This window comes from Actinomadura barringtoniae, assembly GCF_017573505.1.
GTDB lineage: Bacteria > Actinomycetota > Actinomycetes > Streptosporangiales > Streptosporangiaceae > Spirillospora > Spirillospora barringtoniae.
The window spans coordinates 1-26,947 of the sequence record NZ_JAGEOJ010000024.1 but is presented as its reverse complement, the minus strand read 5'-3'; the positions used below and the strand labels follow the sequence as shown (position 1 = coordinate 26,947).

The 26,947-nt window shown below is 71.9% G+C and carries 25 protein-coding genes; 19 read left to right on the top strand and 6 right to left on the bottom strand.

Going from position 1 to position 26,947, the window contains the following annotated elements; genetic code table 11:
• Positions 1-71: 71 nt before the first annotated feature.
• Positions 72-971 carry a DUF4397 domain-containing protein gene (locus J4573_RS43585; RefSeq protein ID WP_208262135.1) on the bottom strand — a complete coding sequence of 300 codons (900 nt, stop codon included), beginning with the start codon at positions 969-971 and terminating at the stop codon, positions 72-74.
• 211 nt (positions 972-1,182) lie between these two features.
• On the opposite strand from J4573_RS43585, the gene J4573_RS43580 reads away from it, so the two are divergent.
• The gene (locus tag J4573_RS43580; RefSeq protein WP_208262133.1) at positions 1,183-1,842 is read left to right on the top strand and encodes a TetR/AcrR family transcriptional regulator; all 660 of its coding nucleotides are present in this window, start codon (positions 1,183-1,185) and stop codon (positions 1,840-1,842) included.
• Positions 1,843-1,851: 9 nt separating this feature from the next.
• Here the strand turns inward: J4573_RS43580 and J4573_RS43575 are convergent, their stop codons facing one another.
• A complete protein-coding gene (locus tag J4573_RS43575; protein ID WP_208262131.1) occupies positions 1,852-3,285 on the bottom strand; it encodes a long-chain-fatty-acid--CoA ligase in 1,434 nt (477 codons plus the stop codon).
• Positions 3,285-5,120 carry an acyl-CoA dehydrogenase gene (locus J4573_RS43570; RefSeq protein WP_208262129.1) on the bottom strand — a complete coding sequence of 612 codons (1,836 nt, stop codon included), beginning with the start codon at positions 5,118-5,120 and terminating at the stop codon, positions 3,285-3,287. Before J4573_RS43570 ends, J4573_RS43575 begins: the two co-directional genes overlap by 1 nt.
• 78 nt (positions 5,121-5,198) lie before the next feature.
• Here J4573_RS43570 and J4573_RS43565 point away from each other — a divergent pair, with 78 nt between their 5' ends.
• The 8 genes from J4573_RS43565 to J4573_RS43530 all read left to right on the top strand — a co-directional run bounded on the left by J4573_RS43565 (position 5,199) and on the right by J4573_RS43530 (position 14,697).
• The gene (locus J4573_RS43565) at positions 5,199-6,122 is read left to right on the top strand and encodes a hypothetical protein (RefSeq protein WP_208262127.1); all 924 of its coding nucleotides are present in this window, start codon (positions 5,199-5,201) and stop codon (positions 6,120-6,122) included.
• Positions 6,119-7,543: an amidase gene (locus tag J4573_RS43560; RefSeq protein ID WP_208262125.1), complete on the top strand. Its 1,425-nt coding sequence runs from the start codon at positions 6,119-6,121 to the stop codon at positions 7,541-7,543. The genes J4573_RS43565 and J4573_RS43560 overlap by 4 nt, the downstream gene beginning before the upstream one ends.
• An 18-nt stretch (positions 7,544-7,561) precedes the next feature.
• Positions 7,562-9,121, top strand: a complete 1,560-nt coding sequence (locus J4573_RS43555; RefSeq protein ID WP_208262124.1) for an ABC transporter substrate-binding protein — start codon at positions 7,562-7,564, stop codon at positions 9,119-9,121.
• Positions 9,118-10,134 carry an ABC transporter permease gene (locus J4573_RS43550; protein ID WP_307797389.1) on the top strand — a complete coding sequence of 339 codons (1,017 nt, stop codon included), beginning with the start codon at positions 9,118-9,120 and terminating at the stop codon, positions 10,132-10,134. Before J4573_RS43555 ends, J4573_RS43550 begins: the two co-directional genes overlap by 4 nt.
• Positions 10,131-11,990, top strand: coding sequence for a dipeptide/oligopeptide/nickel ABC transporter permease/ATP-binding protein (locus J4573_RS43545; RefSeq protein ID WP_243774551.1), 1,860 nt, complete (start codon positions 10,131-10,133; stop codon positions 11,988-11,990). Before J4573_RS43550 ends, J4573_RS43545 begins: the two co-directional genes overlap by 4 nt.
• A gap of 234 nt (positions 11,991-12,224) precedes the next feature.
• Entirely contained in the window at positions 12,225-12,986 is a 762-nt protein-coding gene (locus J4573_RS43540; protein ID WP_208262123.1) for an ATP-binding cassette domain-containing protein, read from the top strand.
• A gap of 117 nt (positions 12,987-13,103) precedes the next feature.
• On the top strand, positions 13,104-13,652 hold the full coding sequence (locus J4573_RS43535) for an RNA polymerase sigma factor (protein ID WP_208262122.1): 549 nt from the start codon (positions 13,104-13,106) through the stop codon (positions 13,650-13,652).
• Positions 13,653-13,686: 34 nt separating this feature from the next.
• The gene (locus J4573_RS43530; protein WP_208262121.1) at positions 13,687-14,697 is read left to right on the top strand and encodes a maleylpyruvate isomerase family mycothiol-dependent enzyme; all 1,011 of its coding nucleotides are present in this window, start codon (positions 13,687-13,689) and stop codon (positions 14,695-14,697) included.
• On the opposite strand, the gene J4573_RS43525 is transcribed toward J4573_RS43530, so the two are convergent.
• Entirely contained in the window at positions 14,694-15,518 is an 825-nt protein-coding gene (locus J4573_RS43525; RefSeq protein ID WP_208262120.1) for an NmrA family NAD(P)-binding protein, read from the bottom strand. The two genes, J4573_RS43530 and J4573_RS43525, sit on opposite strands and share 4 nt — an antisense overlap.
• A gap of 150 nt (positions 15,519-15,668) precedes the next feature.
• On the opposite strand from J4573_RS43525, the gene J4573_RS43520 reads away from it, so the two are divergent.
• A complete protein-coding gene (locus J4573_RS43520; protein WP_208262119.1) occupies positions 15,669-16,613 on the top strand; it encodes an AraC family transcriptional regulator in 945 nt (314 codons plus the stop codon).
• On the opposite strand, the gene J4573_RS43515 is transcribed toward J4573_RS43520, so the two are convergent.
• Positions 16,614-17,993 (bottom strand): hypothetical protein, encoded by a 1,380-nt coding sequence (locus J4573_RS43515; protein WP_208262118.1) that lies wholly within the window; start codon positions 17,991-17,993, stop codon positions 16,614-16,616. It abuts the gene before it with no gap.
• 169 nt (positions 17,994-18,162) lie between these two features.
• Between J4573_RS43515 and J4573_RS43510 the strand changes: the two genes are divergently transcribed.
• The 6 genes from J4573_RS43510 to J4573_RS43485 all read left to right on the top strand — a co-directional run bounded on the left by J4573_RS43510 (position 18,163) and on the right by J4573_RS43485 (position 22,176).
• Positions 18,163-18,894 carry a GntR family transcriptional regulator gene (locus tag J4573_RS43510; protein ID WP_307797388.1) on the top strand — a complete coding sequence of 244 codons (732 nt, stop codon included), beginning with the start codon at positions 18,163-18,165 and terminating at the stop codon, positions 18,892-18,894.
• Between the two features lie 30 nt (positions 18,895-18,924).
• Positions 18,925-20,355, top strand: a complete 1,431-nt coding sequence (gene ulaA, locus J4573_RS43505; protein WP_208262117.1) for a PTS ascorbate transporter subunit IIC — start codon at positions 18,925-18,927, stop codon at positions 20,353-20,355.
• 26 nt (positions 20,356-20,381) lie between these two features.
• Positions 20,382-20,678: a PTS sugar transporter subunit IIB gene (locus tag J4573_RS43500; protein ID WP_208262116.1), complete on the top strand. Its 297-nt coding sequence runs from the start codon at positions 20,382-20,384 to the stop codon at positions 20,676-20,678.
• On the top strand, positions 20,675-21,112 hold the full coding sequence (locus J4573_RS43495) for a PTS sugar transporter subunit IIA (RefSeq protein ID WP_208262114.1): 438 nt from the start codon (positions 20,675-20,677) through the stop codon (positions 21,110-21,112). Before J4573_RS43500 ends, J4573_RS43495 begins: the two co-directional genes overlap by 4 nt.
• A complete protein-coding gene (locus tag J4573_RS43490; RefSeq protein WP_208262112.1) occupies positions 21,105-21,833 on the top strand; it encodes a sugar isomerase domain-containing protein in 729 nt (242 codons plus the stop codon). Before J4573_RS43495 ends, J4573_RS43490 begins: the two co-directional genes overlap by 8 nt.
• 124 nt (positions 21,834-21,957) lie before the next feature.
• Positions 21,958-22,176, top strand: coding sequence for an EF-hand domain-containing protein (locus J4573_RS43485; protein WP_208262111.1), 219 nt, complete (start codon positions 21,958-21,960; stop codon positions 22,174-22,176).
• A 45-nt stretch (positions 22,177-22,221) separates the two neighbouring features.
• Here the strand turns inward: J4573_RS43485 and pgi are convergent, their stop codons facing one another.
• Positions 22,222-23,865 carry a glucose-6-phosphate isomerase gene (gene pgi, locus J4573_RS43480; protein ID WP_208262110.1) on the bottom strand — a complete coding sequence of 548 codons (1,644 nt, stop codon included), beginning with the start codon at positions 23,863-23,865 and terminating at the stop codon, positions 22,222-22,224.
• Between the two features lie 272 nt (positions 23,866-24,137).
• Here pgi and J4573_RS43475 point away from each other — a divergent pair, with 272 nt between their 5' ends.
• The 3 genes from J4573_RS43475 (at position 24,138) to J4573_RS43465 (ending at position 26,928) form a co-directional block, all read left to right on the top strand.
• On the top strand, positions 24,138-24,407 hold the full coding sequence (locus tag J4573_RS43475; protein ID WP_208262109.1) for a hypothetical protein: 270 nt from the start codon (positions 24,138-24,140) through the stop codon (positions 24,405-24,407).
• Between the two features lie 111 nt (positions 24,408-24,518).
• Positions 24,519-25,622 (top strand): acyl-CoA synthetase family protein, encoded by a 1,104-nt coding sequence (locus tag J4573_RS43470; protein ID WP_208262108.1) that lies wholly within the window; start codon positions 24,519-24,521, stop codon positions 25,620-25,622.
• Between the two features lies 1 nt (position 25,623).
• Entirely contained in the window at positions 25,624-26,928 is a 1,305-nt protein-coding gene (locus tag J4573_RS43465) for an aldehyde dehydrogenase family protein (protein WP_208262107.1), read from the top strand.
• The last annotated feature ends 19 nt before the right edge of the window (positions 26,929-26,947 follow it).

Genomic DNA, 26,947 nt, shown 5'->3' with positions numbered 1-26,947 from the left:
AGGCACGACGTTGGTCAGCCCTTCCCGAGGGGGGACGGCCCCCCACGCCTCCCGAGCCGACTTCGTCGGGATCAGGCACGGCGGCGCGACCGGACCACGACCACGCCGCCCGCCCCCGTGAGAAGCACGAGCCCCAGGCCGAGACCGACCGCGATCCAGACGGCCTGGTCGTTGCCCGAGTCCGCCGAGGTGGCGGGCGAGCCGACCCGAGGCGCACCGGCCGGAGCCTGCCCGGGGAGGCGTCCGGCGAGGCCGCCGTACCCGGCGTTCACCCCGCCGCTCGGCGTCCGGCCGCCCTGAGCCGAGTCGCTGAGCGTCAGCACCTTCAGCCCGGACGAGCCGTCCAGCACGACGACGGTGTGCACCGTCCCGGCGGGCAGCGCGACCTTGGCGGAGGTCTTCTTCCCGGACTTGCCCGCGACCTTGACGCTGGCCGACTCGGCGGGCACGACACGGTAGGAGGACACCGTGCCGAACGCCTGGTCGGTCGCGATCTGGCGCTTGCCGAGCCCGACGTCCACGGTCGGTTCCTTCAGCGACGCCGCGATCACCCGTACGGCGGCACGACCCGCCGGGAGCGTGACCGAGTCGTCGACCACCTGGAGCTTGATGCCCTTGTAGGGGCCCATCCCGGCGACGGTGTAGGCCGCGCCGCCCTGCACGCGCACGACCGCCGACAGAACCGGTTTGCTGGTGGCCGCGGCGTTCGCCGGGCGCATCGCGACGGTGTAGGTGCCGCCGCCGAGACGTTGGTACGGGGAGAGGGCCCCGTAGCCCACATGCTTCAGGACCAGTTTCTGATGCTTCTGGTCCAGGGACGCCTTCCCGGAGTAGAGATAGACGTCGACGGCCGGGGTGTCCGGGGACAGGTGCGCGAGCCGCACGTATCCGTCCGCGGGGGCCGCGTTCGCCGGGAAGGCGCCGATGGCGAGCAACGCCGCCGAGGTGACGCCGACTCTCATAACCTTCATATGTGCTCCCTGCGGGCTCACTGTGATCTGGGGCCGCGGCGCCGGCAGGGACTACGGGGAGCGCCGCGAGGATTACGGATGGGCGGCACACATTTCAATGCACTGCACAGCAAACGGCAATGCGCTGTGACCAAGCCGTCACCGTCCACAATGGGTCAGGGGTCCCGGGGAGAATTCGCGCCTTACTAAGCGCTCACTTAGAATGGTCGTCATGCCACGCCGAAACACCGTGCTCCGCCTCTCGCCGGAGGAAGAGCTCGAGATGCGCGCCCTCGAAGACGGCTGGCGCGAGATCGAGCCCGCCACCGCGCGCCGCCTCCTGGTGGCGGGGGTGATGGCGTTCGCGGCCAAGGGCTACCACGCGACGACGACCCGCGACATCGCCGAGCGCGCCGGCCTCAGCCCCGGCGGCCTGTACGTGCACTTCGCCTCCAAGGAGGAACTGCTCTACCGGATCAGCCTGGCCGGCACCCGGGAGAGCCTGGAGCACGTGCGCAAGGCCGCGATGGCCGCCGACAACACGCCGCAGGCGCGGCTGCGCGCGGTGATCGAGTCGCTGGCCGTGCGCGGCGCCCGCTACCACACCACCGGCCGGGTGATCGAGTACGAGCTGGGCTCGCTGGACGAGGGGCACCGCGCCGAGGTCGCGGCGCTGCGCCGGGAGATCGCCGCCATCGTCCGGGAGATCCTGGAGGACGGGCGGCGGCAGGGCGTGTTCGACGTCCCCGACGTCGAGGGCACCACGGTCGCGGTGCTCTCGCTCGCCGTCGACGTCGCCCGCTGGTACCGCACGTCCGGGCGCCGCGCGCCGGAGGAGATCGGCGACCTGTACGCCGACCTCGCCTGGCGCCTGGTCCGCAAGGTCCCGTGATCCGGTGATCTAGGGGGTTCGCAGCTCGCGCTTGAGGATCTTGCCGGAGGCGTTCTTGGGCAGCTCGGGCAGGACGCGGACCTCGCGCGGGTACTTGTAGGCGGCCAGCCGTTCCCGGCAGAACGCGATGATCTCGTCGGGCTCGACCGTCGTGCCCGGCCGCGGCGACACCGCCGCCACGACCTCCTCCCCCAGCCGCTCGTCGGGACGGCCGACGACCGCCGCCTCGGCGACGGCCGGGTGCGCGTGCAGCACCTCCTCGACCTCGCGCGGGTAGACGTTGTAGCCGCCGCGGATGATGAGGTCCTTGATGCGGTCGACGATGTAGAGGTAGCCGTCGGCGTCCTTGTAGGCCAGATCCCCGGTGTGCAGCCATCCGTCGCGGATGGCCTCGGCGGTCGCGGTCGCGGCCGGGTCGCCGTGGTAGCCCTTGGTCACGTTGTGGCCCTTGATGAGCAGCTCGCCGACGTTCTCCGGGCCGGGCGGCAGCGACGCGCCGGACGGGCCCACGACCTTGGCCTCCACGCCCCAGACCGGCGTGCCGATCGACAGCGGGCGGCGGGCCTCGGGCCCGTGGTTCAGCGTCGCGGTGCTGGCGGTCTCGGTCATCCCGTACCCCTCCAGGATCACCACGCCGAACCGTTCCTCGAAGCGCCGCATGAGCGCCTCGGGCATCGCTGCGCCGCCCGAGCTGCCGATGCGCAGCGCCGACAGGTCACGGTCGCCCAGGTCGGCGTTGACCACGGCGTGGTACATCGCGGGCACGCCGACGAAGACGCTCACGCGGTGGTCGTGCATCGCGTTCAGCACGGCCTGGGTCTCGAAGCGCGGCACGACCGACATCGTCGAGCCGTAGCGGACTGCGACGTTGACGACGCCCGACAGGCCGAAGACGTGGAACATCGGCAGCGCCATGAGCGTGACGTCGCCCTCGCGCACGCCGAACGCGTCGCCGGAGATCGTGCAGTTCATGTAGAGCTGGAAGTGGGTGAGCTCGGCGCCCTTGGGCCTGCCGGTCGTGCCGCTGGTGTAGATGAGCACGGCGGTGTCGTCGGGGTCCACCGGCGCGATCTCAACGGTCGGCTCGCCGTCGACGTCGCCGCCCGCGTCGCCGAACGTCTCCGGCGTCACCATCAGCCGGGCGCCGGAGTCGGTCATCTGATGCTCGACCTCCCGCTCGGTGAGCAGCGGGTTCATCGGGACCATGACCATCCCGGCCTTGAGGATCCCGAAGTAGGCGGTGAGGAACTCCACGCCATTCGGCAGCTGGACCGCGACCTTGTCGCCCGGCCGCAGCCCGGCGGCGGCGAGCCCTGCCGCGTAGCGGTCCGACAGCGCGTCGAGCTCGGCGAACGTGACGTCGGCGTCGGCCGTGCGGCAGGCGGCGTGGCCGGGGGTCGCGGTGGCGGTCTCGCGCAGGATCGTGGCGAGGTTGAAGCTCATCAGAACGCCCCCTCGGTGATGGTCATGAGCGCGTTGTCGGTGTTCTCCAGGACGACGCGGCGCGCGGCGATCTCGGGGAGCACCACGGCGGCGAAGAAGCGGGCGACCGCCGTCTTGCCCTCGTAGAAGCCGATGTCGGTGCCCGCGGTTCCGCCGTCGAGGGCGTTCAGCGCGACCGCCGCCTGCCGGGTCAGCAGCCAGCCGACGACCAGGTCGCCGACGCTGAGCAGCAGCCGGGTCGTGTTCTGCCCGATCTTGTAGATCTCGGCGGGGTCGTTCGCCGCCGCCCGCTGCCAGCCGAGCATGTGGTCGGCCATCGCGCGGACGTCGACGAGCGCGGCTGCCAGCGCGGCGCGTTCGGTCTTGAGCCGCCCGACGCCCTCGGTCTCGCTGAGGAACGCCTCGATCCGGCCGGTCAGCACGCCGAACGCGGTGCCGCGGTCCCGTGCGATCTTGCGGAAGAAGAAGTCCTGGCCCTGGATCCCGGTGGTGCCCTCGTACAGCGAGTCGATCTTGGTGTCGCGGACGTACTGCTCCAGCGGGTAGTCCTGGAGATAGCCCGAGCCGCCGAAGGTCTGCAGCGCGAGGGTGAGCATCTCGTACGAGCGCTCCGAGCCGACGCCCTTGACGATCGGCAGCAGCAGGTCGTTGATGCTCTCGGCCAGCGCCGCCGCCTCGGTGTCCCCGGCCTCCCGGGCGTCGGCGGCCTCCTCCAGCCATTCGGCGGTGTGGAGGTAGGTGGCGCGCAGCCCCTCGGCGTAGGCCTTCTGCATCATCAGCATGCGGCGCACGTCGGGGTGCCGGTCGATGGTCACGCGGGGCGCGGTCTTGTCGGCGGCGCGGGCGAGGTCGGCGCCCTGGACGCGGGTCCGGGCGTACTCCAGCGCGTTGAGGTAGCCCGTCGAGAGCGTGGCGATCGCCTTCACGCCCACCTGCATCCGCGCGGACTCGATCACGTTGAACATCTGCGCGATGCCGTCGTGAACGCCGCCGACCAGCCAGCCGACGGCCGGCTCGTGCTGGCCGAAGGTCATTTCGCACGTGGTGGAGACCTTCAGGCCCATCTTCTTCTCGACGTTGGTGGCGTAGGCGCCGTTGCGCCCGGTGATCTCGCCGGTCTCGGCGTCGAAGGCGAACTTGGGCACGATGAACATCGACAGCCCCTTGGTGCCCGGGCCCGCGCCCTCGGGCCGCGCCAGCACGAAGTGGACGATGTTCTCCTCCAGGTCGTGCTCGCCCGAGGTGATGAAGCGCTTGACGCCCTCGATGTGCCAGGTGCCGTCGGGCTGCGGGGTCGCCTTGGTCGTGCCCGCGCCGACGTCGGACCCGGCGTCCGGCTCGGTCAGCACCATCGACGCGGCCCACCGGCGTTCCAGCATGATCTCGGCGATCCGGCGCTGCCCGGGGGTGCCGATCCGGTGCAGCAGCCCGGCGAACCCGGGCCCGCTGCCGAACATGTAGACCGGCGCCTGGGCGCCCTGGATCAGCTCGATCACCGACCACCACAGGGGCCGGGGCGCCGCGGTCCCGCCCATCTCGACCGGCAGGTCCAGGCGCCACCACTCGGCGTCGGCGTAGGCCCGGTAGGACCGCTTGAACGACTCGGGCATCGTCACCGAGCAGGTCGCGGGGTCGTAGACGGGCGGGTCGCGGTCGACGCCCGCGTAGGACTCGGCGACCGGTCCGGAGGCCAGCCGCCCGACCTCGCCCAGCAGGTCCGCCGCGGTCTCGCGGTCGAGGTCGGCGTAGCGCCCGTGGCCGAGCCTGCGGCCCGTTCCCAGCACCTCGAACAGGTTGAACTCAAGATCGCGCAGGTTGCTGCGGTAGTGCCCCACGGACGCCCCTCGGAAAATCGGCTCTTGTCTGGTTACTAAGCGCTCGCTTAGCATGACCTCGATCACACGGAGGTGTCAATGTTCAGGACGCCGCTGGAGCTGTCCGGGCCCCTGCGCGCACCGCGCAACATGCTCAGTGCGCAGACCTACGGGGACCACGCGAGCATCCACGACGAGACCACCGCGCAGCGGCTCGGCGTCGCCGGCGCGGCGATCGAGGGGCCGACCCACTTCAGCCAGTTCGATCCCCTGCTCGTGGCGCTGTGGGGGCATCGCTGGTTCGAGACCGGCCGTCTCAGCGCCCATTTCCAGGCGATCTGCGTGGAGGGCGAGGAGACCCGCGCGATCGTCAATGCCGACGGGCCCGCCCCGGTGCGCGGCCATCTGCGCACCGAGAAGCCCGACGGCACCGTGGTCCTGTCGGGCACGGCCACGCTCGGCCCCGAGGGCGGCGCGACCGCGCTGGAGGAACGGCTGGCCAAGGCCCGTCCACCGGCCGCCGACCCGGTCATCTACGCGGGCTGGGCGCCGGGCCGCAAGGGCAGGGCGCCCGAACGGGTCCGGATGGCCGCCGACACCCATATGGGCGACCTGTATCCGTTCACGCTCGCCCAGAAGCTCACCGCGATCACCGAGCCGAGTCCCTGGTACGAGAGCGCGGACACGCCCTGGGGCCGTCCGATCGTGCCGACCGAGATGATCAGCGTGCTGGCGATGGCGACGTTCGGCGAGGCCGGGCTCACCAAGGCCGAGCCGTCGGTCGGGCTCTTCCTCGACCTGGAGATCAAGATGCTCGCCGGGCCGGTCTTCGTGGACGAGCCGTACGTGCTCGAACGCGAGGTCGTCGCGCTGAGCGAAAGCCGCCGCACCGAGTCCGCCTGGATCCGCACCACGGTCACCGCCGAGGCCACCGGCACTCCGGTCGCCGAAGTGCTCCTGCACCAGGGTGTGTTCAAGGAGTCCTACCCGGACTACCCCGCCGACCGCCTTGAGGGCCGATGACCGAGCCGCATCGCCTCAGCGCCCTCGACCAGGCCGCCGCGCTGCGGTCCGGCGAGATCGGCGCGGTCGAGCTCGTCGACCATCACCTGGAACGGATCGCCGAGCTGAACGAGCGCCTCGGCGCGTTCATCACCGTCACCGGCGACGCAGCGCGCGAGCAGGCGCGGGCCGCCGACGAGCGGCTCCGCGAGGAGCCGGAGCCCGCCGGGCTGCCGCCGCTGTTCGGAGTGCCGACCTCGATCAAGGACCTGGCCGGGACCGCGGACGCGCCCACCACGTTCGGGTCGCTGGCCTTCCGCGACTTCGTGCCGCCGGTGGACGCGCACGTGGTGAGCAAGATGCGGGCTGCGGGACTGATCAGCCTGGGCAAGACCAACACCGCCGAGTTCGGCCACTCGGCCTACTCCGACACCGACGTCGGCGGGTCGGCCCGCACGCCCTGGGACCTCACCCGTTCGGCGGGCGGATCGAGCGGCGGCGCGGCGGCCTCGGTCGCGGGCGGGCTGGTCCCGTTCGCCCACGGCACCGACGGCGGCGGCTCGGTCAGGATGCCTGCGAGCGTCTGCGGGATCTTCGGACTCAAGCCGTCGCGAGGCCGGATCAGCAACGGCCCGATGGCGCACGACCCGGTGGGCCTGGCCTGCCACGGGCCGCTCGCCCGGACCGTCGCCGACGCCGCCGCCCTGCTCGACGCGATGGCCGGGCCGATGACCGGCGACCCGTACTGGGCGCCGCCGCTGCCGGACGGCGAGACCTTCCTCGACTGGGCGCGGCGCGAGCCCGGCACGCTGCGCATCGCGCGGTTCGCCGACACCGGAACGCTCGGCGTCCCCGTCGATCCCGGCTGCCTGGCCGCCTACGAGGAGACGACCCGGCTGCTGGAGGACCTCGGCCACCACGTCGAGGAGATCGAGACGCCCTACGGCGAGGAGTTCGTCGAGCCGTTCGAGATCTGCTGGGCGACCAGGGCGCTCCAGGCGCCCGTGCCGCCCGGACGCGAGGAGCTGCTGCGCCCGGTGACCCGCTGGTGGCGGGCGCGCGGGCGGCAGACCACGGCCGAGCAGTTCCTCGGCGCGCTCAACACGCTCGAACGGCTCGGGCGCCGCGTCGTCGAGGCGACCGCCCCCTACGACGCCGTCCTCACGCCGACGCTGGCGTTGCCGCCACAGCCGCCGCGGTTCTTCACCGAGACCGGCGACCTGCGAGTGGAGACCCAGCGCCAGACCCGGTTCAGCCCGTACTCCGCGGGCTGCAACATCACCGGCCAGCCGGCGGCGAGCCTCCCCCTGCACTGGACCGGGGACGGCCTTCCGATCGGCGTCATGCTCGCCGGCCGCCCGCACGGCGAAGGCCCGCTCCTCGCCCTCTGCGCCCAGCTCGAGGCCGCCCGTCCGTGGGCGTCCCGCCGACCTTCCTTCTGACCACCTTCTGGAGAATCGATGAACCGTCCCCTTCTCACGCTCGGCGTGGCCGCCCTCACCGCGGGCCTCGCCGTCAGCGGGTGCACCACCCAGTCGAACGGCTCGTCCTCGGGCGGCTCGGGCGGCGGCGCCAAGGCCTCGATCGCGATGGCGTCCGACCCGACGACGCTCGACCCGCAGAAGGGCACCGTCGCGGCCGACTTCCTGATGGCGCGGATGCTGTACGACTCGCTGGTGCGGCGCGACGACGGCGGCAAGGTCGTCGCGGGCCTGGCGACGTCGTGGAAGGCGACGGCGACCAAGGCCGAGTTCACACTGCGGTCCGGCCTGACCTGCTCGGACGGCAAGCCGCTCACCGCCACGCAGGTGGCCACGTCGATCTCGCGTTTCGCCGACCCGGCGACGGGCGCCGTCAGTGCCGCGCAGGTCTTCGGACCCGCCAACAAGGTGACCGCGACCGGCGACGATGCCGGGCGCACGGTGACGGTGTCCCTGGCCAACCCGTGGTCGGACCTGCTCATGGGCCTGACGCTGCCGCAGGCCGGCATCGTCTGCGGCACGGCGCTCGACAACCCCGACCTGCTGAAGAAGGGCGCCAAGGGCGCGGGCACCGGCCCGTACTACGTCGCCACGGCCACGCCCGGCAGCAACTACGCGCTCGCCGCCCGCGACGGCTACGGCTGGGCGCCGACGTTCGCCAAGATGCCGGCGGGCAAGCCGCCCGAGAACGTGGACATGCGGGTGGTGCAGTCCGAGGCGACGATGGCCAACGAGCTGCAGACCGGCGGACTGGACTACGCGGGCATCACCGGAGCCGACTCGGCGCGCTTCGCCGGGAAGCCCGACTTCACCCTCACCCCCTCCCCCATCGTCCGCATGATGATCGTGTTCAACGAGCGTTCCGGACACCCGGGCGCCGACCCCAAGGTCCGCAAGGCCATCGCGCAGGCCCTGGACCGCAAGGCGTTCAACCAGGCGGTGACGCGCGGCTCGGGCGTGCTGCTGACCAGCATCGCCGACTCCAAGGTGCCCTGCGTCAGCACCGACGAGTCCCTGCTGACCACGTCCGACCCGGCCGCCGCCAAGGGCGTGCTCAAGGGCGTGAAGGTGAAGGTCGTCGGCACCAACGCCGTCGCCGCGGGCGCCGGTAACGAGTACGTGCAGGCCACGCTCAAGGCGGCAGGGGCCAGCGTTCAGCTCCGCAACATCGACAGCGCCACATGGGGCACCGACGTGCTCGGCAACAAGGGCGACTGGGACCTGACCGTGCTGCCCAACCTCAACCTCACCAACCTGCTGACGACGCCCGCCAGCCAGCTCGCGGGCGCCGAGCCGCCCAAGGGCCGCAACTTCGGCGGCGTGAACAACCCCGGGTTCGTGAAGGGGATGGGCAAGGCGATGGCCACCACCGACGAGGCCGTCAAATGCGGTGCGTGGGCGGACGCGCAGAAGGCCCTGCTGTCGGCGAACGACGTCGTTCCGCTCGCCGCGGCCAACGTCTTCTACATCAGCGCCAAGCGGGTCTCGGGGATCTCGCCGGACGGCCTGTTCCAGCCCGACATGCTGCGGATCAAGTGACGGCGCCGACACCCGTCATGGAGACCGTGAAGCCGCCGGCCTCACGGCCGGCGGCCCGGTCCCCATGGGTCCCGTTCCTGCTGCGCCGCCTGGTCGGCCTGGTCGCGGTGCTGGTCACGCTGGTCGTCGGAACGTTCCTGATCGTCCAGCTGATCCCGGGCGATCCGGCGCGCACCATCGCCGGGTCCAACGCCACGCCCGAACGGATCGAGCAGCTGCGCACGCAGCTCGGCCTCGACCAGCCGCTCTGGACGCAGTTCACCGACTACGCGGGCGGCGTGCTGCGCGGCGACCTCGGCACCTCGTTCGCCAACGGGCAGCCGGTCACGCAGATCATCGGTGACCGGTTGCCGTTCACGGCCGAGCTCGCGCTCATCGCCATCGTGCTGGTGCTGCTGGTCAGCGTCCCGTTCGGCATGGCGGTCGCGGTGGCGTGCCGGGGCGGGCGGCGGCGTCCGCTCGACACCGGCTTCAGCGCGGTCACCGCGCTGGCGGGCGCGGTGCCGGAGTACGTGCTCGGCACGGTGCTCGTGCTGGTCTTCGCCATCACGTTCACGATGCTGCCCGCCGCCGGGGCCGCGTCGGTCGGCGCGCTGGTGCTGCCGGTGCTGGCGATCAGCGTCGGGCCGATCTGCACGATGGCGCGGATCGTCCGGCGCGAGACCGCCGCCGTGCTGGAGCAGGACTACCTGCGCACCGCGCGCGGGCGGCGGCTGCGGGCGGTGCGCCTGTACGCGCGGCACGCGCTGCCCAACCTGATGACCAGCACGCTCACGCTCGGCGGGCTGATCCTGTCCGGGCTTCTCGGCGGCACGGTCGTGGTCGAGATCGTCTTCGCCTGGCCGGGCCTGGGCACCGCGGTCGTCAACGCCATCACCAGCCGCGACTATCCGGTCATCCAGGGCGTCGTGCTGGTGCTCGGACTGCTGGCGACCCTCCTCAACCTGCTCGTCGACGTCGTCCTGGGCCTGCTCGACCCGAGGACGCTCAACGGAAAGGCCGGTTCCGCATGACACGGCCGACCGCACGCCGCCTCTGGACTCCGACGCTGATCGTCGGGCTGGCCGGGATGGCCGTCCTGATCGTTCTGGCCGTGGCCGCGCCCTGGATCTGGGGCGACGAGGCCGATCGGCTGTCCCAGCAGGTGCACCGGTCCGCGTCCGGTGACCACTGGTTCGGCACCGACGCGCTGGGCCGGGACGTGTTCGCCCGCACGATGGTCGCCACGCGGCTGACGCTGATGACCTCGCTGGGCGCGACCGCCGTCGCCGCCATCGGCGGCATCGCGCTCGGCGCCGTGATCTGGGTGAGCGGGCCACGCGTCCGCGAGCTCGGGCAGCGGCTGATCGATGTGCTGATCTCCTACCCGAGCGTCATCTTCGCGCTGGTGGTCGTCGCGGTGCTCGGCCCCGGTCCGGGCACGTCGGTGGCGGCCATCGGGCTGGCGAGCTGCCCGGCGTTCGCGCGTCTCACCACCAACCTGGCCGCCTCGATCGCGGGCCGCGACTTCGTCTCCACCGCGCGGCTGCTCGGTGTCTCGCCGCTGCGGCTGCTGCGGCGCCACATCCTCCCCAACATCGCCGAACCGCTGCTGGTCCTGGTATCGGTGGCGTTCACGGTGTCGCTCAAGGCGCTGTCGGGACTGTCGTTCCTGGGGTTGGGCGCGCAGCCGCCGTCGTACGACTGGGGACGGCTGCTGTCGACGGGTCTGGAGGGGCTCTACACCAACCCGGCGCCCGCGCTCGGCCCCGCCGCCGCGATCGTCCTGGCCGGTCTGGCCGGAGGCCTGATCGGCGACGGGCTCGCGGCCGCCGCCAACCCGGCCGCGCCGCATCCGCACGGCCGCCGCGCCACGCTCGACGCCGCCCTGTCCGCCCCGGCTTCGCAGCCGGAGGCGCTGGTGGAGGTCGGCGGCCTGAACGTGCGGCGCAGCGATGGCACCCGCCTGGTCGAGGACGTCTCGTTCCAGATCCGGCCCGGCGAGATCGTCGGGCTCGTGGGCGAGTCCGGATCGGGCAAGAGCCTCACGGCGATGGCACTCGCGCGGCTGCTCCCCGAAGGCCTGGAGCCGGAGGCCGCCACGCTGCGCGTGGACGATCTCGACCTGACCGGCGCGCCCGACCGGGCGCGACTGGCCACCGAGATCGGGATCGTCTACCAGGACCCGTCCGCGTCGTTCAACCCGACGCTGCGCCTGGGCGGCCAGCTCACCGAGGCGCTGCGGGTGCACAAGGGCATCGGCCGCGGCGAGGCGAGCCGGCGCGCGATCGAACGGCTCACCGCCGCGCGCGTGTCGCTGCCCGAGCGCCGGATGCGCCAGCATCCGCATGAGCTGTCGGGCGGCATGCGGCAGCGCGCCATGATCGCGTCCGCGCTGCTCACCGGGCCGCGCCTGATCATCGCCGACGAGCCGACCACCGCGCTCGACGTGACCGTCCAGGCCGAGGTGCTCCGCTCGCTGCAGGCCGCCAACCGCGCCGACGGCGCCGCGATCCTGCTGATCTCGCACGACGTCGCGGTCATCTCCTCGATGTGCGACCGGGTGCTGGTGATGTACGCGGGGCGCCTGGTCGAGGAGCTGCCGGTCGCCGATCTGCGGGCCGGGAACGCGCGTCACCCGTACACGCGCGCGCTGCTCGCGGCGACGCCCACTCTTCACGGGCCGGTGGACGAGCCGCTGCCCGCCATCCACGGCCGTCCCCCGCTGCCCGCCGAACGTCCGGCCGGGTGCGCCTACGCGCCGCGCTGCCCGCTGGCCCGCGAGCAGTGCCGGGAGGAACGGCCCGTACTGCTGAAGGCCGGTCCGGGAGGCGCCGCGGCCTGCCATGCGCTGGAGTGGTCCGCCGAGACGGCAGGGAGCACGTCATGACCTGTTCAATGCCGCGCCTCCGGCACGGCGGATCATGGGGCGTCATCTCCTGCCCGTCCCTCGTCACTCCAGTCGCTGCGCTCCCTCCGCTCCTCAGTCCAGACCAGGAGGCCCCATGACCTGTTCAATGCCGCGCCTCCGGCGCGGCGGATCATGGGGCGTCATCTCCTGCCCTTCCCTCGTCACTCCAGTCGCTGCGCTCCCTCCGCTCCTCAGTCCAGACCAGGAGGCCCCATGACCGGTCCGATCCTGTCCGTCCAGGGGCTGAACGTCGTCTTCGGCCGCCAGCACGTGCTCCGCGACGTCAGCGTGGACGTGCCCGCCGGGCGGACGCTGGGCCTGGTCGGCGAGTCCGGCTCGGGCAAGTCGACGCTGGCCAAGGCGGTCGTCGGGCTGGTGCGCCCGGCGTCGGGGCGGATCCTGCTGGACGGCCACGACGTCTCCCCCAAGGCTCGCCGCCGCGTCCAGATGATCCCGCAGGACCCGTACGCCTCGCTGAATCCACGGATGACGGTCGGGCAGGCGCTCGCCGAGGCCATCGACCCGCGGCGCGGCAGCGTCCGCGAGCACCGGCACCGCATCGAGGAACTCCTCGGCACGGTGGCGCTCGACGCCTCGGCCGCCGGCCGCTACCCGAGCGAGTTCTCCGGCGGGCAGCGGCAGCGCGTCGCGATCGCCAGAGCGCTCGCGGTCGAGCCCGATCTGATCATCGCCGACGAGGTCACCTCGGCCCTGGACACCTCGGTGCAGGCCGAGGTGCTCAACGTGCTGCGGGCGCTGCGCGCGGAGCTGAGCCTCACGATGCTGTTCATCTCGCACGATCTGGCCGTCGTCCGGCACGTCTGCGATCAGGTCGCGGTCCTGTACCGCGGCGAGATCGTTGAGAACGCGTCCCGAGAGCGCCTTTTCGCCCGACCGGAACACGATTACACGCGACTTCTCCTGGACAGCGTCCCGGACGGGCGGCCACTCATGGCAGACCGCACGGACAGATGAGACACTGGCCCCCAACCCGCCCGGTACGGGGACGGGCGGGCGCGGGCCGGCACGCCACCAGTGCGCCGGCCAGGACGGGTGGTGACACCGGTGAGCGCAGCTGGTGGATCGGCGGTCATGCGAGACGACGGGGAGCTGCGGCTCCGCCTCGCGGCCGGTGACGAGCACGCGCTGGGTGAGGTCTACAACCTGCATTCGGCGCTGGTGTACGGAGTGGCCAAGCGGGTGACGGCCGACGCCGAGGCGGCCTGGGACGTCACCCAGGAGGTCTTCGTCGGACTGTGGGAGCGGCCGCTGGCCTTCGACCCGGGCCGGGGCTCGCTGCGCACCTGGCTGGTGACGCTCGCCCATCGCCGGGCCGTCGACTGGGTCCGCAAGGAGAGCCGGCACCGAAGGCCTCCCCCGGTGACCGAACGGGAGGGTGATGCCGGCCCCGGTGTAGAAGAGAACGTCCTGGCGGGCGAGCTGGCCCGCAGTGTGAAGCGCGCCATGGACGGCCTTCCGGACACCCTGCGCCACACGATCGAACTGGCCTATTACCGCGGTCTCACCTACCGTGAGGTAGCCGACGCGCTGAGCATCCCCGAGGGAACGGCCAAGTCCCGCATCCGCAACGCCCTCGCACGGCTGGGCCAGGGACTGGAGAAGGAGGGTTTCTTCTCATGACCCCGCAGGCGTACCGTCGAGGCAGGAGGTCGGGATGAACGAGGAAGGACATCCTGACGTGAACGGGTCTCTGGCGGCTTGGGCACTGGACGCGTGCCCCCCGGACGAGGCCTCGCGCATCGCCGAACACGTCGCTTCGTGCACCACCTGTTCCGCTGAGGCCGACAGGCTGCACGCCACCGCCACGCTGCTGGCCGTCGCCGTGCAGACCGCGCCGCCGCCCGCGCTGCGCGGCTCGGTCCTGGCCGAGGCGCGGCGCCGCCGCGCGCCGGGCGTGCCCGCCGGCATCCGGATCGAGGAGTTCGCGGACCTGGCCCGTGCGTACGCCACCGAGGTCGAGGTGCTCGACGAGCTGCTCGCCTCGCTGACCCCCGAGCTGTGGGGGACGCCGCTGCTGGACTACGACTCGGTGCGCGGGCTGATGGTCCATCTCAGCCACAACGACGCCACGTTCGCCGCCGACCTCGGCCTGGCCTCCCCGACCACGGGCATGGACACCCGGCTGGCCTGGCGCACCCAGGCCGACGCCGTCGTGCAGGGCGTGTCGGGCAACACCGCGCTGCTCGAACGCGAGGCCACCCTCGCCGGGCCGCGCCCGGTGCTGGCGCCCGCGCGCAGCGCCATCGTCCAGCGCACGTTCGAGACCTGGATCCACGCCGACGACATCCGCGCGGTGGCGGGGCGTCCGCCCGTTCCGCCGCCCGGCGACTCGCTGCGCCAGATCGTCGGGCTCGGCACCGGCGCGCTGCCCCAGGCGCTGCACTCGCTCGGCCGCCAGCGCCCCGGCCAGGCCGCCCGCCTGGTCCTCACCGGACCGGGATCGGGCGAATGGCTGATCCCGCTCGCACCCGAAGGCGCGAGCGGGATCCCGGGGTCCGCCGCCGCCCCCGCGGTGACGATCACGGCGGGCGCCGAGGAGTTCTGCAGGCTGGTGGCGGGCCGCCTTCCGGTGGAGGAGTTCGCGCACCGTTCCGAAGGCGACCCGGCCATCGTGTCCGACCTGCTGGCCACCGCCGCCACGCTGGGCTGCGACTACCGGGGCTAGCCCCACACGCCGGTGGCGGCGGTACGGCGGGCGAAGTCGGCGAAGTCGGCGGGCTCGCGGCCGAGCGCCCGCTTGACGCCGTCGGTCTGGTAGGCGTTGCGGCCGTCCAGCACGCTGGTGAACAGATACATCAGCAGGCTCACGACCTCCTGCGGCAGGCCCTGCTCGAGCGCCGCCGCGGCCCAGGCGTCGCCCGGGACCTCGACGTAGGCGATCTCCCGCCCGGTCGCCTCGGCGATCTCGGCGACCGCCTGCGCGAAGGTCAGCATCCGGGGCCCGGTGACCTCGTACAGCTGGCTCGCGTGCCCGTCCTCGGTGAGCGCGGCGACCGCGACCTCGGCGATGTCGTCGGCGTCCACGAAGGGCTCCCGGACGTCGCCGACCGGCAGGACCAGCTCGCCGCCCTTCAGGTCCTGGCCGAAGGTGTCGCTGAAGTTCTGGAAGAACCAGCTGGCCCGCACGATCGTCCAGGCGAGCCCGGACGCGCGGACCGCCTGCTCGCACTCCTCGGCCTCGGGCTCACCGCGTCCCGACAGCATCACCAGGTGCCGCACCCCGGCCTCCTTGGCGGCCTCGGCGAACGCCTTGACGTCGGCGGGGGCGCCGGGGACGCACAGGTCCGGCTGGTAGCTGAGGTAGACCTTGGTCACGCCCTCCAGCGCCGGGCCGTAGGTCGATCGATCGGCCCAGTCGAACGGGATCTCGGCGGAGCGCGAGCCCTTGCGGACCGGCAGGCCCAGGTAGGTCAGGCGGTCGGCGACCCGGCCGCCGGTCTTGCCCGTCGCGCCCAGCACCAGGGTCAGTTCATTGGCGTTCGTCATCTGGTCCTCATTTCCGTGTCGCCGTCTCCGGCGGTGTGCCGTTCTTCGTGATGTCCTCAGTCAACCGGCGTGCCACCTGCGACGACATGGCTGAGAGGCTTGACGGCATACGCGGGCGTCCAGATCGATTTCAGCGTTTATGGTGTGGTCATGGACGCGCTCACCGACCTGCTCGACGGCCCCCGCGCGCGGGGCGCCTTCCTGCTCCGCGCGATGCTGGACTCGCCGTACTCGCTGCGGATCGAGGACCAGGCGCCGCTCTGCGTGCTGGCGCTCGTGCGCGGCGAGGCCTGGATCATCCCCGACGGCGGGGACGCCGTACGGCTCGGGCCCGGGGACCTGGCGATCGTGCGCGGCACCGATCGCTACACGGTGGCCGACTCTCGCGACACCCCGCCGCAGACGATCATCCATCCGGGCAACCGGTGCACCACGCTCTACGGGGAGCCGCTCGAGGACAAGATGTCGCTGGGCGTGCGGACCTGGGGCAACAGCGTCGACGGCGACACGGTCATGCTGATCGGCACGTACGCGATGAACGGCGACCTCACCCAGCGGCTGCTGTCGGCGCTGCCGCCGCTGCTGGTGCTCCCGCGCGAGTCCTGGGACGGCTCGCTGGTGGACCTGCTGAGCCTGGAGATCGTCAAGGACGACCCGGGCCAGGAGGTCGTGCTGGACCGGCTGCTGGACCTGGTCCTGATCTCCTCGCTGCGGGTGTGGTTCAACCGGCCCGGCGGGCGGGCTCCCGGCTGGTTCAAGGCGCACGGCGACCCGGTGATCGGCCCGGCGCTGAAGCTGCTGCACAACAACGTGGCGCGCGCGTGGACCGTGGCGTCGCTGGCCGAGGAGACCGGTGTCTCGCGGGCGGCGCTGTCGCAGCGGTTCGGCAAGCTGGTCGGCGAGCCGCCGATGGCCTACCTCACCGGCGTCCGCCTCGCGCAGGCGGCGGATCTGCTGCGCGAGACGGACTCCACGCTGGAGGCGGTGGCCAGGAAGGTCGGCTACAGCAACGCGTTCGCGCTGAGCACGGCCTTCAAGCGCGTCCGCGGCGTCAGCCCGCAGGAGTTCCGCGAACGCGAGGGCGTCTTCGCCTGACTATTTGCCGGTCGGGACGTAGAGGCGGAGGTCGTCGATCTCCGCCTTGCCCTCGTAGAAGTTCATGTGCGGGTCGCCGATCATGAAGCTGTCCGGGTAGGCCGAGCCCGCCGGCCACCGGTCCTTCTCCACCAGCGTGCCGCCCGGGCCCTTCCAGGTGCGGTCGCTGTTGAAGCGCCCGTCGTACTCGGCGGCCTTCTGGTTGTAGTGCCAGATGGGCTCCCCGTCCTGGACGAAGTCGCGGGTGTAGCGGTAGGTGGCCTTGCCCACGTGGGCGAAGACGCCGGACATCTCCATCGTGTAGGCGCCGTTCCTGCGCTCGATGGCGAAGCGGTAACTCTCCTTGGGCAGGAGCTCGGGGCGCAGGTCCACCTGGGAGACGATGGCGCCGCCCTTGGCGAAGCCGCACTCGCTCTGCATCAGGTACTCGGTGCCGGGCTGGTCGGTGTAGCGGTCGTCGTCGGTCATGAAGATCGCGTTGACGCCGTTGCCGCTGCTCTGGCCGTAGTTCTCGTACTGCCTGGCCGCCGGGTTGCACATGCGCAGGCCCGAGCCGGTGTAGTTGTAGCGGTTGTAGCCGTCCATCGCGACCTTGCGGTGGGTGTGGACGAAGGTGTTGTTGTGCGGGGCCGGGCGGGCGTAGTCCATGATCGACATGAAGTAGAACCCGTTGGAGTCCTTGCGGACGTCCACCCATGAGCACTCGGGCCGGGAGAAGTCCCCGCCGCCCGCCCACGGGAAGTTGGTCTTGCAGCCCTCCGGCGAGTAGCCGTTGATTCGTCCGTCCGGGTAGTCCCAGGTTCCGTTTCGCTTGCCGCCGAAGTCCAGGCCTCGGAGCGTCACCTCGACCCGGTACTCCGACGGGAGCGGGCGGGTCGAGCGGACGATCACGCCGCCCTTGTGGCTGGGCTCGTTCATCCGCGCGACGCCGCCGCCCGTGGTGAGGGTGGGCGGCGCGTCCGGCCTGCCGTCGCGGTCGTTGTCGCGCGCGGCCAGCTCGGCGGTCAGCCAGCCGTTGGAGCCGAACGGGAACGACTTGCGGTAGGTGTCGAAGGTGGCGAGCTGCTTGCGGAACGCCGGGCCGCCCATCGTGTCGAAGAACGCGCCGTCGTTGTCGTAGATGTCCACGTTGTAGGGGCTACCGGGGCCGTCGTCGTCCCGGCTCCAGGCGGTCCTGCCGTCGTCCAGGCGGCGGTTGAACGGCTCGGCCGCCACCAGCCGCCAGTCCCCCGCCGCGCTCGCGCTCGCGCTCCCACTCCCGCCGCCGGGCGGGCCGGTCGTGGCGCGCGGGACGTGCGAGATGTGCGCGGCGTGCGCCGGGGGCGCCACCAGGGCGAGCGGGACGGCCAGGGCCGCCATGCCTGCGATCAGGGCCTTCATTCCGTCGTCTCCTCACGGGCGCTGCGAAGATCCGGACGAGTCGATCATGACGGTACCCAGGCCGGCGCCCGGCGATCTTCGGCAGAAGTTCACAAAGTGGTATTGACCAGTCGTCCTGACGGCACATAGCCTGGCCACCAACGGATCGGCATGACAGGAGGTGACCGGCGTGCATTCCACTGGTGACGACGGCGCTGCGAACACCAAACGGCGGGTCGTACGCCGGGAACTCCTGGCGATGCTGGCCGAGCTGGGCGTCGGCGACGCCCTCCCGTCGGAGCGGCGGCTGGCCGAGGAGCTCGGGGTCTCCCGGCCGACGCTGCGCGCCGCGATCGACGGGCTGGTCGCCGACGGGCTGCTGGACCGGCGGCACGGGAGCGGCACCTACGTGGCCGAACCCCGTGTCGCGGTGCCGCTCACCATGTCCTCGTTCACCGAGGACATGAAGCGGCGCGGGATGCGGCCGGGCGGCCGCGTGCTGTCGTTCCGCACCGAATCGGCGGGGGCGCGGATCGGCCGCAGGCTGGCCGTCTCACCGCTCGAAGAGGTATTTACCATTCGGCGGCTCCGGCTCGCCGACGGCGCCTCGATGGCGGTGGAGACCCTCTACGTTCCGGTCGCGCTCATTCCGGGCCTGCACAAGGAGGACCTGGAGGGCGGGTCGTTCTACGACCTGCTGCGCGACCAGGGCGTCGTGATCGCCTCGGGCACCGAGACGATCGAGCCGACCGTCACCACCCAGGAGGAGGCCGACGACCTCGGCGTCCCCGTGCACACCCCGGTGTTCCTGTTCGAACGGATCACCCGGGACGAGCAGGGGCGTCCCCTGGAGTACGTCCGATCCATCTACCGCGGGGACCGCTACCGGCTTGAGCTGGACCTGCGGCCCCCCACGCTCTGACACCCCGCAAGAACCACCTGAGGGGACGCCTTGGACATCATCAAGGACATCCTGACCTTCCTGGCGAACAACGTGTTCGGCCAGGTGCCCATCCTCATCGGCCTCATCACGCTCGCCGGGCTGCTCCTGCAGCGCAAGCGCTTCGAGGACGTCCTCGCGGGCGCCCTGCGCGCCACCATCGGCGTCGTGATCCTGTTCATCGGCGTCGAGATCTTCACCGGCGGCCTGACCAGCTTCCAGACCGTGCTGGCCAGCGCCATGGGGACCGACCCGCCGAAGGCCGAGCACACCCTGACCGACTTCTTCCAGGAGCAGGGCGGCACGATCGCACTGGTGATCACCGTCGCGTTCCTGGTGCACGTCCTGATCGTCCGGCTGTTCCCGGCGGCGCACTACCTCTACCTGACCGGCCACCTGATGTTCTGGGTCAGCACGGTCACCGTCGCCTCGCTGGTCCTGCTGGCTCCCGACGCCGACCAGCTCACGCTCGTGCTGTGCGGCGCGGGATTCGTCGCCGCGTACTGGACCCTGCAGCCGATCTGGATGCGGCCGCTGATGCGCCGGGTGATGCCCGACGACCGGTTCGGCTTCGCGCACACCAGCTCCCTGGCGGCCCTGGCGACCGGCGTGCTGGCCCGGCCGCTCGGCGACCGCGAGCAGCACGACACCGAGAAGCTGAAGCTCCCCCGGCAGCTGTCGTTCTTCAAGGACGTCAACGTCAGCACCGCGCTGGTCATCTCGGTGATCATGCTGCTGGGCATCGCGTTCGCCGACGACGGCGTGGTGAACAAGCTCGCCGCCGAGATGGACGACAAGCTGTCCCCGTGGGTGTGGGGACTGATGGTCGGGCTCCGCTTCGCGGGCGGCATCGCGATCCTGCTGTACGGGGTCCGGATGTTCCTCGGCGAGATCGTCCCGGCGTTCAAGGGCTTCAGCGACCGGGTCATCCCGGGCACCCGGCCCGCGCTGGACGCGCCGACCATCTTCCCGGTGGCGCCGACGGCCGTCATGGTCGGCTTCGTCTCCTCCACCGTGGTGTTCCTGGCCTGCCTGGGGATCTTCGCGGCGGCGGGCTGGTTCACGCTGGCCCCGCCCATGATCATGCTGTTCTTCGTCGGCGGCGCGGCGGCCGTGTTCGGCAACGCGGTCGCGGGCTGGCGGGGAGCGCTGCTCGGCGGCGTGCTGAGCGGCCTGATCCTGGCCATCGGCCAGGCCGTGACCTGGGGCCTGTACGAGAAGACCGCGCCCGAGCTGGCCACCCTCGCCGACCCCGACTGGTACGCGATCGCCTGGCTGATGAAGGCGACCGACCCGGTCATCGGCGGTGCGGGAGTGTGGGCCGTCCCGGTGGTCGCGCTCGGCGCGACCGTCGCGGCCCTGCTCGTCCTGGGCCGCAAGGAGAAGGCACGTATCGAAGCGGAAGAGCCCGCGGCGGAGGAGCCGGCCGCCGAGCGGGCCTGAACCACCTGAACCACGAGGAGTGACACATGGACAGGCCACTGGAGATCCTCGCCGTCTGCGGCGTGGGCATGGGGTCCAGCCTGATGCTGAAGATGACGGCCGAGGACGCGCTGCGCGACCTCGGCGTGGAGGCCCGCGTGGAGAACACCGACATCTCCAGCGCACGCGGGATGACCCCGGACGTCATCATCGGCCAGGGCATGCACACCAGTGAGATCGAGGACCTGGCCCCGGTCGTGATCACGGTCAGCGACTTCCTCGACAAGGACGGCCTCCAGGCGCAGCTCCGCGAGCGCCTGACCGCCAAGGGCTGGCTCCGGTGACCGTGATCGCCGCCCGCGACGCCGTGCCCGCCGCCGACTGGAGGGAGGCCGTGCTGAACACGGCCGCCGTCCTGGTCGACGCGGGCGCGGCCGCCGCCGGCTACCCCGAGGCCTGCGTCAAGGTCGTGGAGGAGAACGGGCCGTACATCGTCCTGTCCAAGGGCCTGGCCCTCGTCCACGCCCGCCCCGAGGAGGGAGGCCTCGCGGTGGGCGTCGCGGCGGTCCGCCTGTCCACCCCGGTGGAGTTCGGGCATCCTGACAACGACCCTGTCGACCTTCTCCTCGCGTTCTGCACTCCCGACCCCGACGCGCACGTCGGGACCCTGTCCACCCTCGCCCGCGCGCTCATGGCCGGCCTGGCCGACCGCCTCAGGGCGGCGCCGGACACCGAAGCGCTGCGCGCAGCCCTCAAGGAGGCCCTTCCGGATGCCTGACCAGCCCCGCCGGGTCCGGGCCCTGCTCGACGACATCGACCGCCAGAACGCCACCCGGGTAGCCGATGCCGCCGCACTGCTCCTGACCGCTCTCAAGGACGACGGCATCGTGTTCGTGGCCGGCGCCGGGCACTCCCTGGCGATGGTCCTGGAGACGTTCTACCGGGCGGGCGGCCTGGCCCCCGTCCGCCCCATCTGGGAGCCCGACATCATGCCGCTGTCCGGGGCGCTCCAGAGCACCCGCGTGGAACGCCGCGAGGGGATCGGCCGTTCCGTCATGGCGGCCGCCGACCCCACCCCGCCGGACATCGCCGTGGTCTTCTCCACCAGCGGCAGCAACCCCTACCCGGTCGAGGCGGCCCAGGAGTGCGAGTCCCGCGGCGTCCCCGTCATCGCCGTGACCTCAGAACGCGCCTCCCGCGGAGCCGCCTCCCGCACCGACTCGGTGCTGGCCGACCACGGCACGATCGTCCTGGACACCTGCGTCCCCCCTGGCGACGTCGTCCAGCCGACCGAGCACCCCCGTACGGCCGCGGTCTCCACGATCCTGGCCGCCTATGTCTGGTCGCTCCTGCTGTCCGAGCTGGACGAGCAGGCCAGGACCCAGGGCATCGAGCTCCCCCGCTGGACCAGCGCCAACGTCCCCGGCGGCGACGAGGTGAACGCCCGCCTCCTCACCCGCTACGCGGCCCGCATCCCCGAGCTGACCACCAACGGCTAGCCGGAAGCCCCGTTCGCGCGCCGCATGCCCGGAGTCCATGTCCGGGCATGGCGGCGTTTCCGCGTCGGTCAGGCTGCTCGACTATGTCATGATGCGAGAAGTTTGATTCGAAATGAGGGGCGCGATGACGACCAAACCCGAGGATGATCTGCTCACCGTCTTCCGGCGGGCGGACCTCGGCGGGGACGACCGGCTCGATCTGATGGAGTTCACGCTGGTCCTGGAGAGCCTGGGGCTCTCGTGGAACCGGGCCGACACCCAGGACCGGTTCGAGCAGGCCGACACCAACCGGGACGGTTTCATCTCCTACGAGGAGTTGCAGGGACTGCTCGAGCGTCTCTGACCTTGCGTCGAGGCCCGCCGGATCGCTCCGGCGGGCCTTTCACGTTCAGACCGAGCGGCCGCGCAGCTCCCGGTAGCGGCGGACGAGCTCCTTGGTGGAGGCGTCCGGGGCGTCGGCCGGCGGCTCGGCCGAGGTGAGGGCGGGCGCCAGGTCCTTGGCCATGACCTTGCCCAGCTCGACGCCCCACTGGTCGAAGGAGTCGATCCCCCAGATCGTGCCCTCGACGAACACGATGTGCTCGTAGAGCGCGACGAGGGCGCCCAGGGTCGCGGGCGTGAGCTTGGGCACCAGGATCGTGTTGGTCGGGCGGTTGCCCGGCATGACCTTGTGGGAGACGACCTCGGCGGGCGTGCCCTCGGCGGCGATCTCCTCGGCGGTCTTGCCGAACGCCAGCGCCGAGGTCTGCGCGAGCAGGTTGGCGGTCAGCAGGTCATGCATGCCGCCCTCGTCGGAGTCGTGGTCCTCGAAGGGCTGGGCGAAGCCGATGAAGTCGGCGGGGACCAGCCGGGTGCCCTGGTGGAGCAGCTGGTAGAAGGCGTGCTGCCCGTTGGTGCCCGGCTCGCCCCAGAAGATCTCGCCGGTCTGCGCGACGACGGGGGCGCCGTCGGCCCGTACCGACTTGCCGTTGGACTCCATCGTCAGCTGCTGGAGGTAGGCGGGGAAGCGGTGCAGGCGCTGGCTGTACGGGAGCACGGCGCGGGTCTGGGCGCCGAAGAAGTCGTTGTACCAGATCCCGAGCAGGCCCATGAGGACCGGCATGTTCTGCTCGAACGGGGCGGTCCTGAAGTGCTCGTCCATGGCGTGGAACCCCGACAGCATCTCGCGGAAGCGCTCGGGCCCGACGGCCAGCATCAGCGACAGGCCGATCGCGCCGTCGTAGGAGTAGCGCCCGCCGACCCAGTCCCAGAAGCCGAACATGTTGTCGGTGTCGATGCCGAAGTCGGCGACCCGCTGGGCGTTGGTGGAGACCGCCACGAAGTGCCGGGACACGGCCTTCTCGTCACCGAGCGCGTCCACCAGCCACTGGCGCGCGACCTTGGCGTTGGTCAGCGTCTCCAGGGTGCCGAACGTCTTGGACGCCACGATGAACAGCGTCTGCTCGGGGTCGAGCCCCTTCAGCTTGCCGGAGATGTCGGCCGGGTCGATGTTGGACACGAACCGCGCGGTGATCCCGGCGTCGGCGTAGTCGGCGAGCGCCTCGTAGGCCATCGCGGGCCCGAGGTCGGAGCCGCCGATGCCGATGTTGACGACGGTCGTGATGGGCTTGCCGGTGAAGCCGGTCCACTCCCCCGACCGCACCCGGTCGGAGAAGCCGCTCATCTTGTCCAGCACGGCGTGCACGTCGGAGACGACGTCCTGACCGTCCACGGTCAGGCGGGCGTCGCGCGGCAGGCGCAGCGCCTCGTGCAGGACGGCGCGGTCCTCGCTGACGTTGATGTGGTCACCGCGGAACATCGCGTCGATCCGCTCGCGCAGCCCGGCGCGCTCGGCGAGGGCGAGCAGCAGCCGCAGCGTCTCGCCGGTCGCCCGATGCTTGGAGTAGTCCAGGTAGAGGTCGGCGGCGCTCACCGCCATCCGCTCGGCGCGCTCCGGGTCCTCGGCGAACAGCTCGCGCAGGTGCCGTCCGGCCAGCGCCGTGTGGTGCTCCGCCAGGGCGGACCACTCGGGCGACTCGGTGATATCAGTCATGACCACATCTTCTCCCCGCATATACCGATCGGCACGCGCCGGCGCCTCCCGGACCTTCGTTGCCCCCGCCATTGATCTTAGTTTTGGCGGGGGTCGGCGCACGTAGGAACCCCCGGATAACACACGCTCTTCCCGGTCGGGCGGGTTGTCGCCGCAGTGGTACCGGATGCGGTCAGGGACAAGAGCCGCTTCGTCATCGCCTGGGACGGGCAGGCGCCGCTGGACTCCGCCCTCACCGCCCTGGACCGCCGAGCCCTGCTGCCGAGGCACTCATGATCGTCATCATCGCGCTGGCCATCACCGCCGGACTGCCGGCCATCGACTACCTGGACGCGCGATCCACCGGGACGCGGCGCGGTTGGTTCCGGCTGCAGGCGCCGCTCGTCCTGTGCGCGGTGCCGGCGACCGTCGCGGTCGCCCTCATGACGTACGCGGACGGCGGCTCGCTCGGCGACTGGGCCCTGTGGCTCCTGGTGATCGCGCCCGTCGCCGCCGCCGCGGCCTACCTGGCCGCTCTCGCGCGCCTCACCCGCCGCGGGTGAATCCGGCGTCCGCATACGGACCCCGACAGATTCTTGCAGGGCCAGTCAAGGCCACGTAAGAAGAATTCCACGCACTTCTTTCGGGGTGCCTTCGCGTGAGGAGTAGAACCCATGGCGCGTCTGATGGCCGCGCCTCAGCCGCTCCTCGAAGCGCCGTTCGCCGACCTCCCGGCCGCCGACGACCTCGTCCGCGCCGCGGTCGAATGGCATTTCGACCCGGCCACCGGCTCGCCGTTCTGGCTGCGGCGGGCCGGTGGTCTGCCGTTCGATCCGCGCCACGACGTCCGTACGGCGGCCGACCTCGTTCGCTTCCCCGACGTCAGCGCCGAGTGGCGGACGGTGCCGGTCGAGGACCTGGTCCCGGCCGGCCGCGCCAAGGACGCGCCGCCCCCGCTGGTCTTCGAGAGCGGCGGCACGACCGGTCCGCCCAAGCGCATCGTCGAACTCGGCTTCTGGGAGCGGTCGATGCGCTGGCTGTCGGACCGGCTGGACGACCACGGCGTCCCGGGCGCGGGCAACTGGCTCTACCTGGGGCCGACGGGCCCGCACGTGGCGGGCTACCTGTTCACCACGACGGCCGCGCATCGCGGCGGGACCTGCTTCACCGTCGACTTCGATCCGCGCTGGGCGCGCCTATGCGAGCTGGACGGCGGCTCCAGGGCCCTGACGACCTATATCCACCATGTCCTCGACCAGGCCGGATGGACGCTGGCGACCCAGCAGGTCGCGGTCTTGTGGGCGACGCCTCCCGTTCTGGAGGCGATCGCGGCCCGTCCCAGGCTCGCCGATCTGGTGCGGATGCGAGTCCAGACCATCATCTGGTCGGGCGTCGCAGCGTCCCCGGAAACACTGCGGCTGCTGCGCGAGGAGATCTTCCCGGACATCGCCCTGATCGGTGTCTACGGCAACACGCTGATGGGCGTCGCGCCGCAGCGTCCGCCGGTCCCCGGGGACGAGCACGCCTGTGTTTTCCAGCCGTTCCATCCGCACACGCTGATCGAGCTGGTGGACCCGCGGAGCGGCTCGCCCGTTCCGTACGGGGCCAGGGGGCAGGTCCGGCTCCATCACCTGTCCAAGGATCTGTTCCTGCCGAACATCGCAGAGCGCGACCTGGCGGTCCGCGTCGCCCCGCCGCCCGCATTCCGCGGCGATGGGCTGGCCGACGTTCGCCCCGCGGCCGTCGCGGGCCGCCAGGTCGTCGAAGGGGTGTACTGACGTGGGTGACGCCCAGGTCCCGAGCGTCGAAGTGATCCGGCCCGCGGGCGACTACCGGTCGCTGGAACGCGAGCCTCTGACCGACGTCACCGGGTCCCTGGTCGGCGCGCTCGGACTGGCCCCTCCCCTGCTGATCCGGCGCGTTCTGCAGGAGATGCGCGAGTCGCCCGACCAGCCGCTCGCCGAACGGCTGGCGGCGCTGGCCGAGGGCGGGCGGCTGTTCGCCACCGCCACGCTGGACGGCGAGACGCCCGAGGCCTACTGCACGGCTCAGTCCCGGGTCAGCGGCGTCCCGATCCGGGCGGCCCATCGCGGTCTGGGGTTCATCGCGTCGGCGGCGGCCGCCATGCCCTCGATCCTGCGGGCGCAGGTGCCGCGGGGCGTCAAGACGACCATGGCGGAGGCGCCGCCGGGGGTGTCGGCGATCTGGACGCGGCGCGGGCGGCTGCTGGCCGTGCTCGCGCCGGGCAACCATCCGCTGCCGCACTACGAGTGGCTCGTCGCCGTCGCGCTGGGCTACCGGGTGGCGGTGCGGCCCTCGCGCCGCGACCCGTTCACGCCCCGGCGGCTGGTCCGCGCCCTGCGCGCGGCCGGTATCGACCCCGGTCACCTCGCCCTGCTCCCGGCCGACCACGCCGGAGCGGGCGTGCTGGCGGCGGAGGCCGATCTGGCGCTGGTCTACGGCGGCGACGAGGTCGTACGCGCCCACGCCGGTGATCCGCGCGTCGCCGTGCGGGGTCCCGGCCGCGCCAAGACGTTCATCGGCCGCGACGTCGCGTGGCGGGACCACCTCGACCTGCTCGTCGAGGCCGTCGCCGCCGACGGCGGCGTGCAGTGCCTCAACACCACGACCGTCCTCGTCGACGGCGACACCGGCCCGGTCGCGGCGGCCCTGGACGAACGGCTGCGCGCGCTGCCAGACCTGCCGCCGTGCGACCACGCAGCCGCGCTGCCCGTCCAGCCGGTCAAGGAGGCGAGACGGATCACCGAGGCGGTCGGCGGGACCTGCACCGACCTGGGGGACGGAAGCGCCGTCCTGCGCCCGCTCGTCCGCGAGGTCGGCGACGGACCCCGGCCCGAGATGCCGTTCCCCTGCGCGTGGGTCGCTCCGTGGACGCCGGGCTCACTGAACGACTCGCTCGTGGTCACCCTCCTGACCGGTGACACGTCGCTGGTCAGCGCGTGCCTGGACGAGCCCACGATCCGTTCCGTTCACCGGGGTCCGTCGCCGACCACCGAGTCTCAGCCGAACGGTCACCTGGCCGCGTTCCTGATGGAGTCCACAAGCTTCCGGCGGGCGTCATGAACGGCCTGTCCGGGTGCGG

Bases quoted from the DNA above. Each gene is read 5' to 3' on its own strand.
- J4573_RS43540 (WP_208262123.1), top strand. From the start codon at position 12,225: ATGACCGGTCCGATCCTGTCCGTCCAGGGGCTGAACGTCGTCTTCGGC.
- J4573_RS43580 (WP_208262133.1), top strand. From the start codon at position 1,183: ATGCCACGCCGAAACACCGTGCTCCGCCTCTCGCCGGAGGAAGAGCTC.
- J4573_RS43555 (WP_208262124.1), top strand. From the start codon at position 7,562: ATGAACCGTCCCCTTCTCACGCTCGGCGTGGCCGCCCTCACCGCGGGC.
- J4573_RS43490 (WP_208262112.1), top strand. From the start codon at position 21,105: ATGCCTGACCAGCCCCGCCGGGTCCGGGCCCTGCTCGACGACATCGAC.
- J4573_RS43515 (WP_208262118.1), bottom strand. From the start codon at position 17,993: ATGAAGGCCCTGATCGCAGGCATGGCGGCCCTGGCCGTCCCGCTCGCC.
- J4573_RS43585 (WP_208262135.1), bottom strand. From the start codon at position 971: ATGAAGGTTATGAGAGTCGGCGTCACCTCGGCGGCGTTGCTCGCCATC.
- J4573_RS43560 (WP_208262125.1), top strand. From the start codon at position 6,119: ATGACCGAGCCGCATCGCCTCAGCGCCCTCGACCAGGCCGCCGCGCTG.
- J4573_RS43475 (WP_208262109.1), top strand. From the start codon at position 24,138: ATGATCGTCATCATCGCGCTGGCCATCACCGCCGGACTGCCGGCCATC.
- J4573_RS43545 (WP_243774551.1), top strand. From the start codon at position 10,131: ATGACACGGCCGACCGCACGCCGCCTCTGGACTCCGACGCTGATCGTC.
- J4573_RS43565 (WP_208262127.1), top strand. From the start codon at position 5,199: ATGTTCAGGACGCCGCTGGAGCTGTCCGGGCCCCTGCGCGCACCGCGC.
- J4573_RS43530 (WP_208262121.1), top strand. From the start codon at position 13,687: ATGAACGAGGAAGGACATCCTGACGTGAACGGGTCTCTGGCGGCTTGG.
- J4573_RS43520 (WP_208262119.1), top strand. From the start codon at position 15,669: ATGGACGCGCTCACCGACCTGCTCGACGGCCCCCGCGCGCGGGGCGCC.
- J4573_RS43485 (WP_208262111.1), top strand. From the start codon at position 21,958: ATGACGACCAAACCCGAGGATGATCTGCTCACCGTCTTCCGGCGGGCG.
- J4573_RS43575 (WP_208262131.1), bottom strand. From the start codon at position 3,285: ATGAGCTTCAACCTCGCCACGATCCTGCGCGAGACCGCCACCGCGACC.
- J4573_RS43535 (WP_208262122.1), top strand. From the start codon at position 13,104: ATGCGAGACGACGGGGAGCTGCGGCTCCGCCTCGCGGCCGGTGACGAG.
- J4573_RS43525 (WP_208262120.1), bottom strand. From the start codon at position 15,518: ATGACGAACGCCAATGAACTGACCCTGGTGCTGGGCGCGACGGGCAAG.
- J4573_RS43500 (WP_208262116.1), top strand. From the start codon at position 20,382: ATGGACAGGCCACTGGAGATCCTCGCCGTCTGCGGCGTGGGCATGGGG.
- pgi (WP_208262110.1), bottom strand. From the start codon at position 23,865: ATGACTGATATCACCGAGTCGCCCGAGTGGTCCGCCCTGGCGGAGCAC.
- J4573_RS43470 (WP_208262108.1), top strand. From the start codon at position 24,519: ATGGCGCGTCTGATGGCCGCGCCTCAGCCGCTCCTCGAAGCGCCGTTC.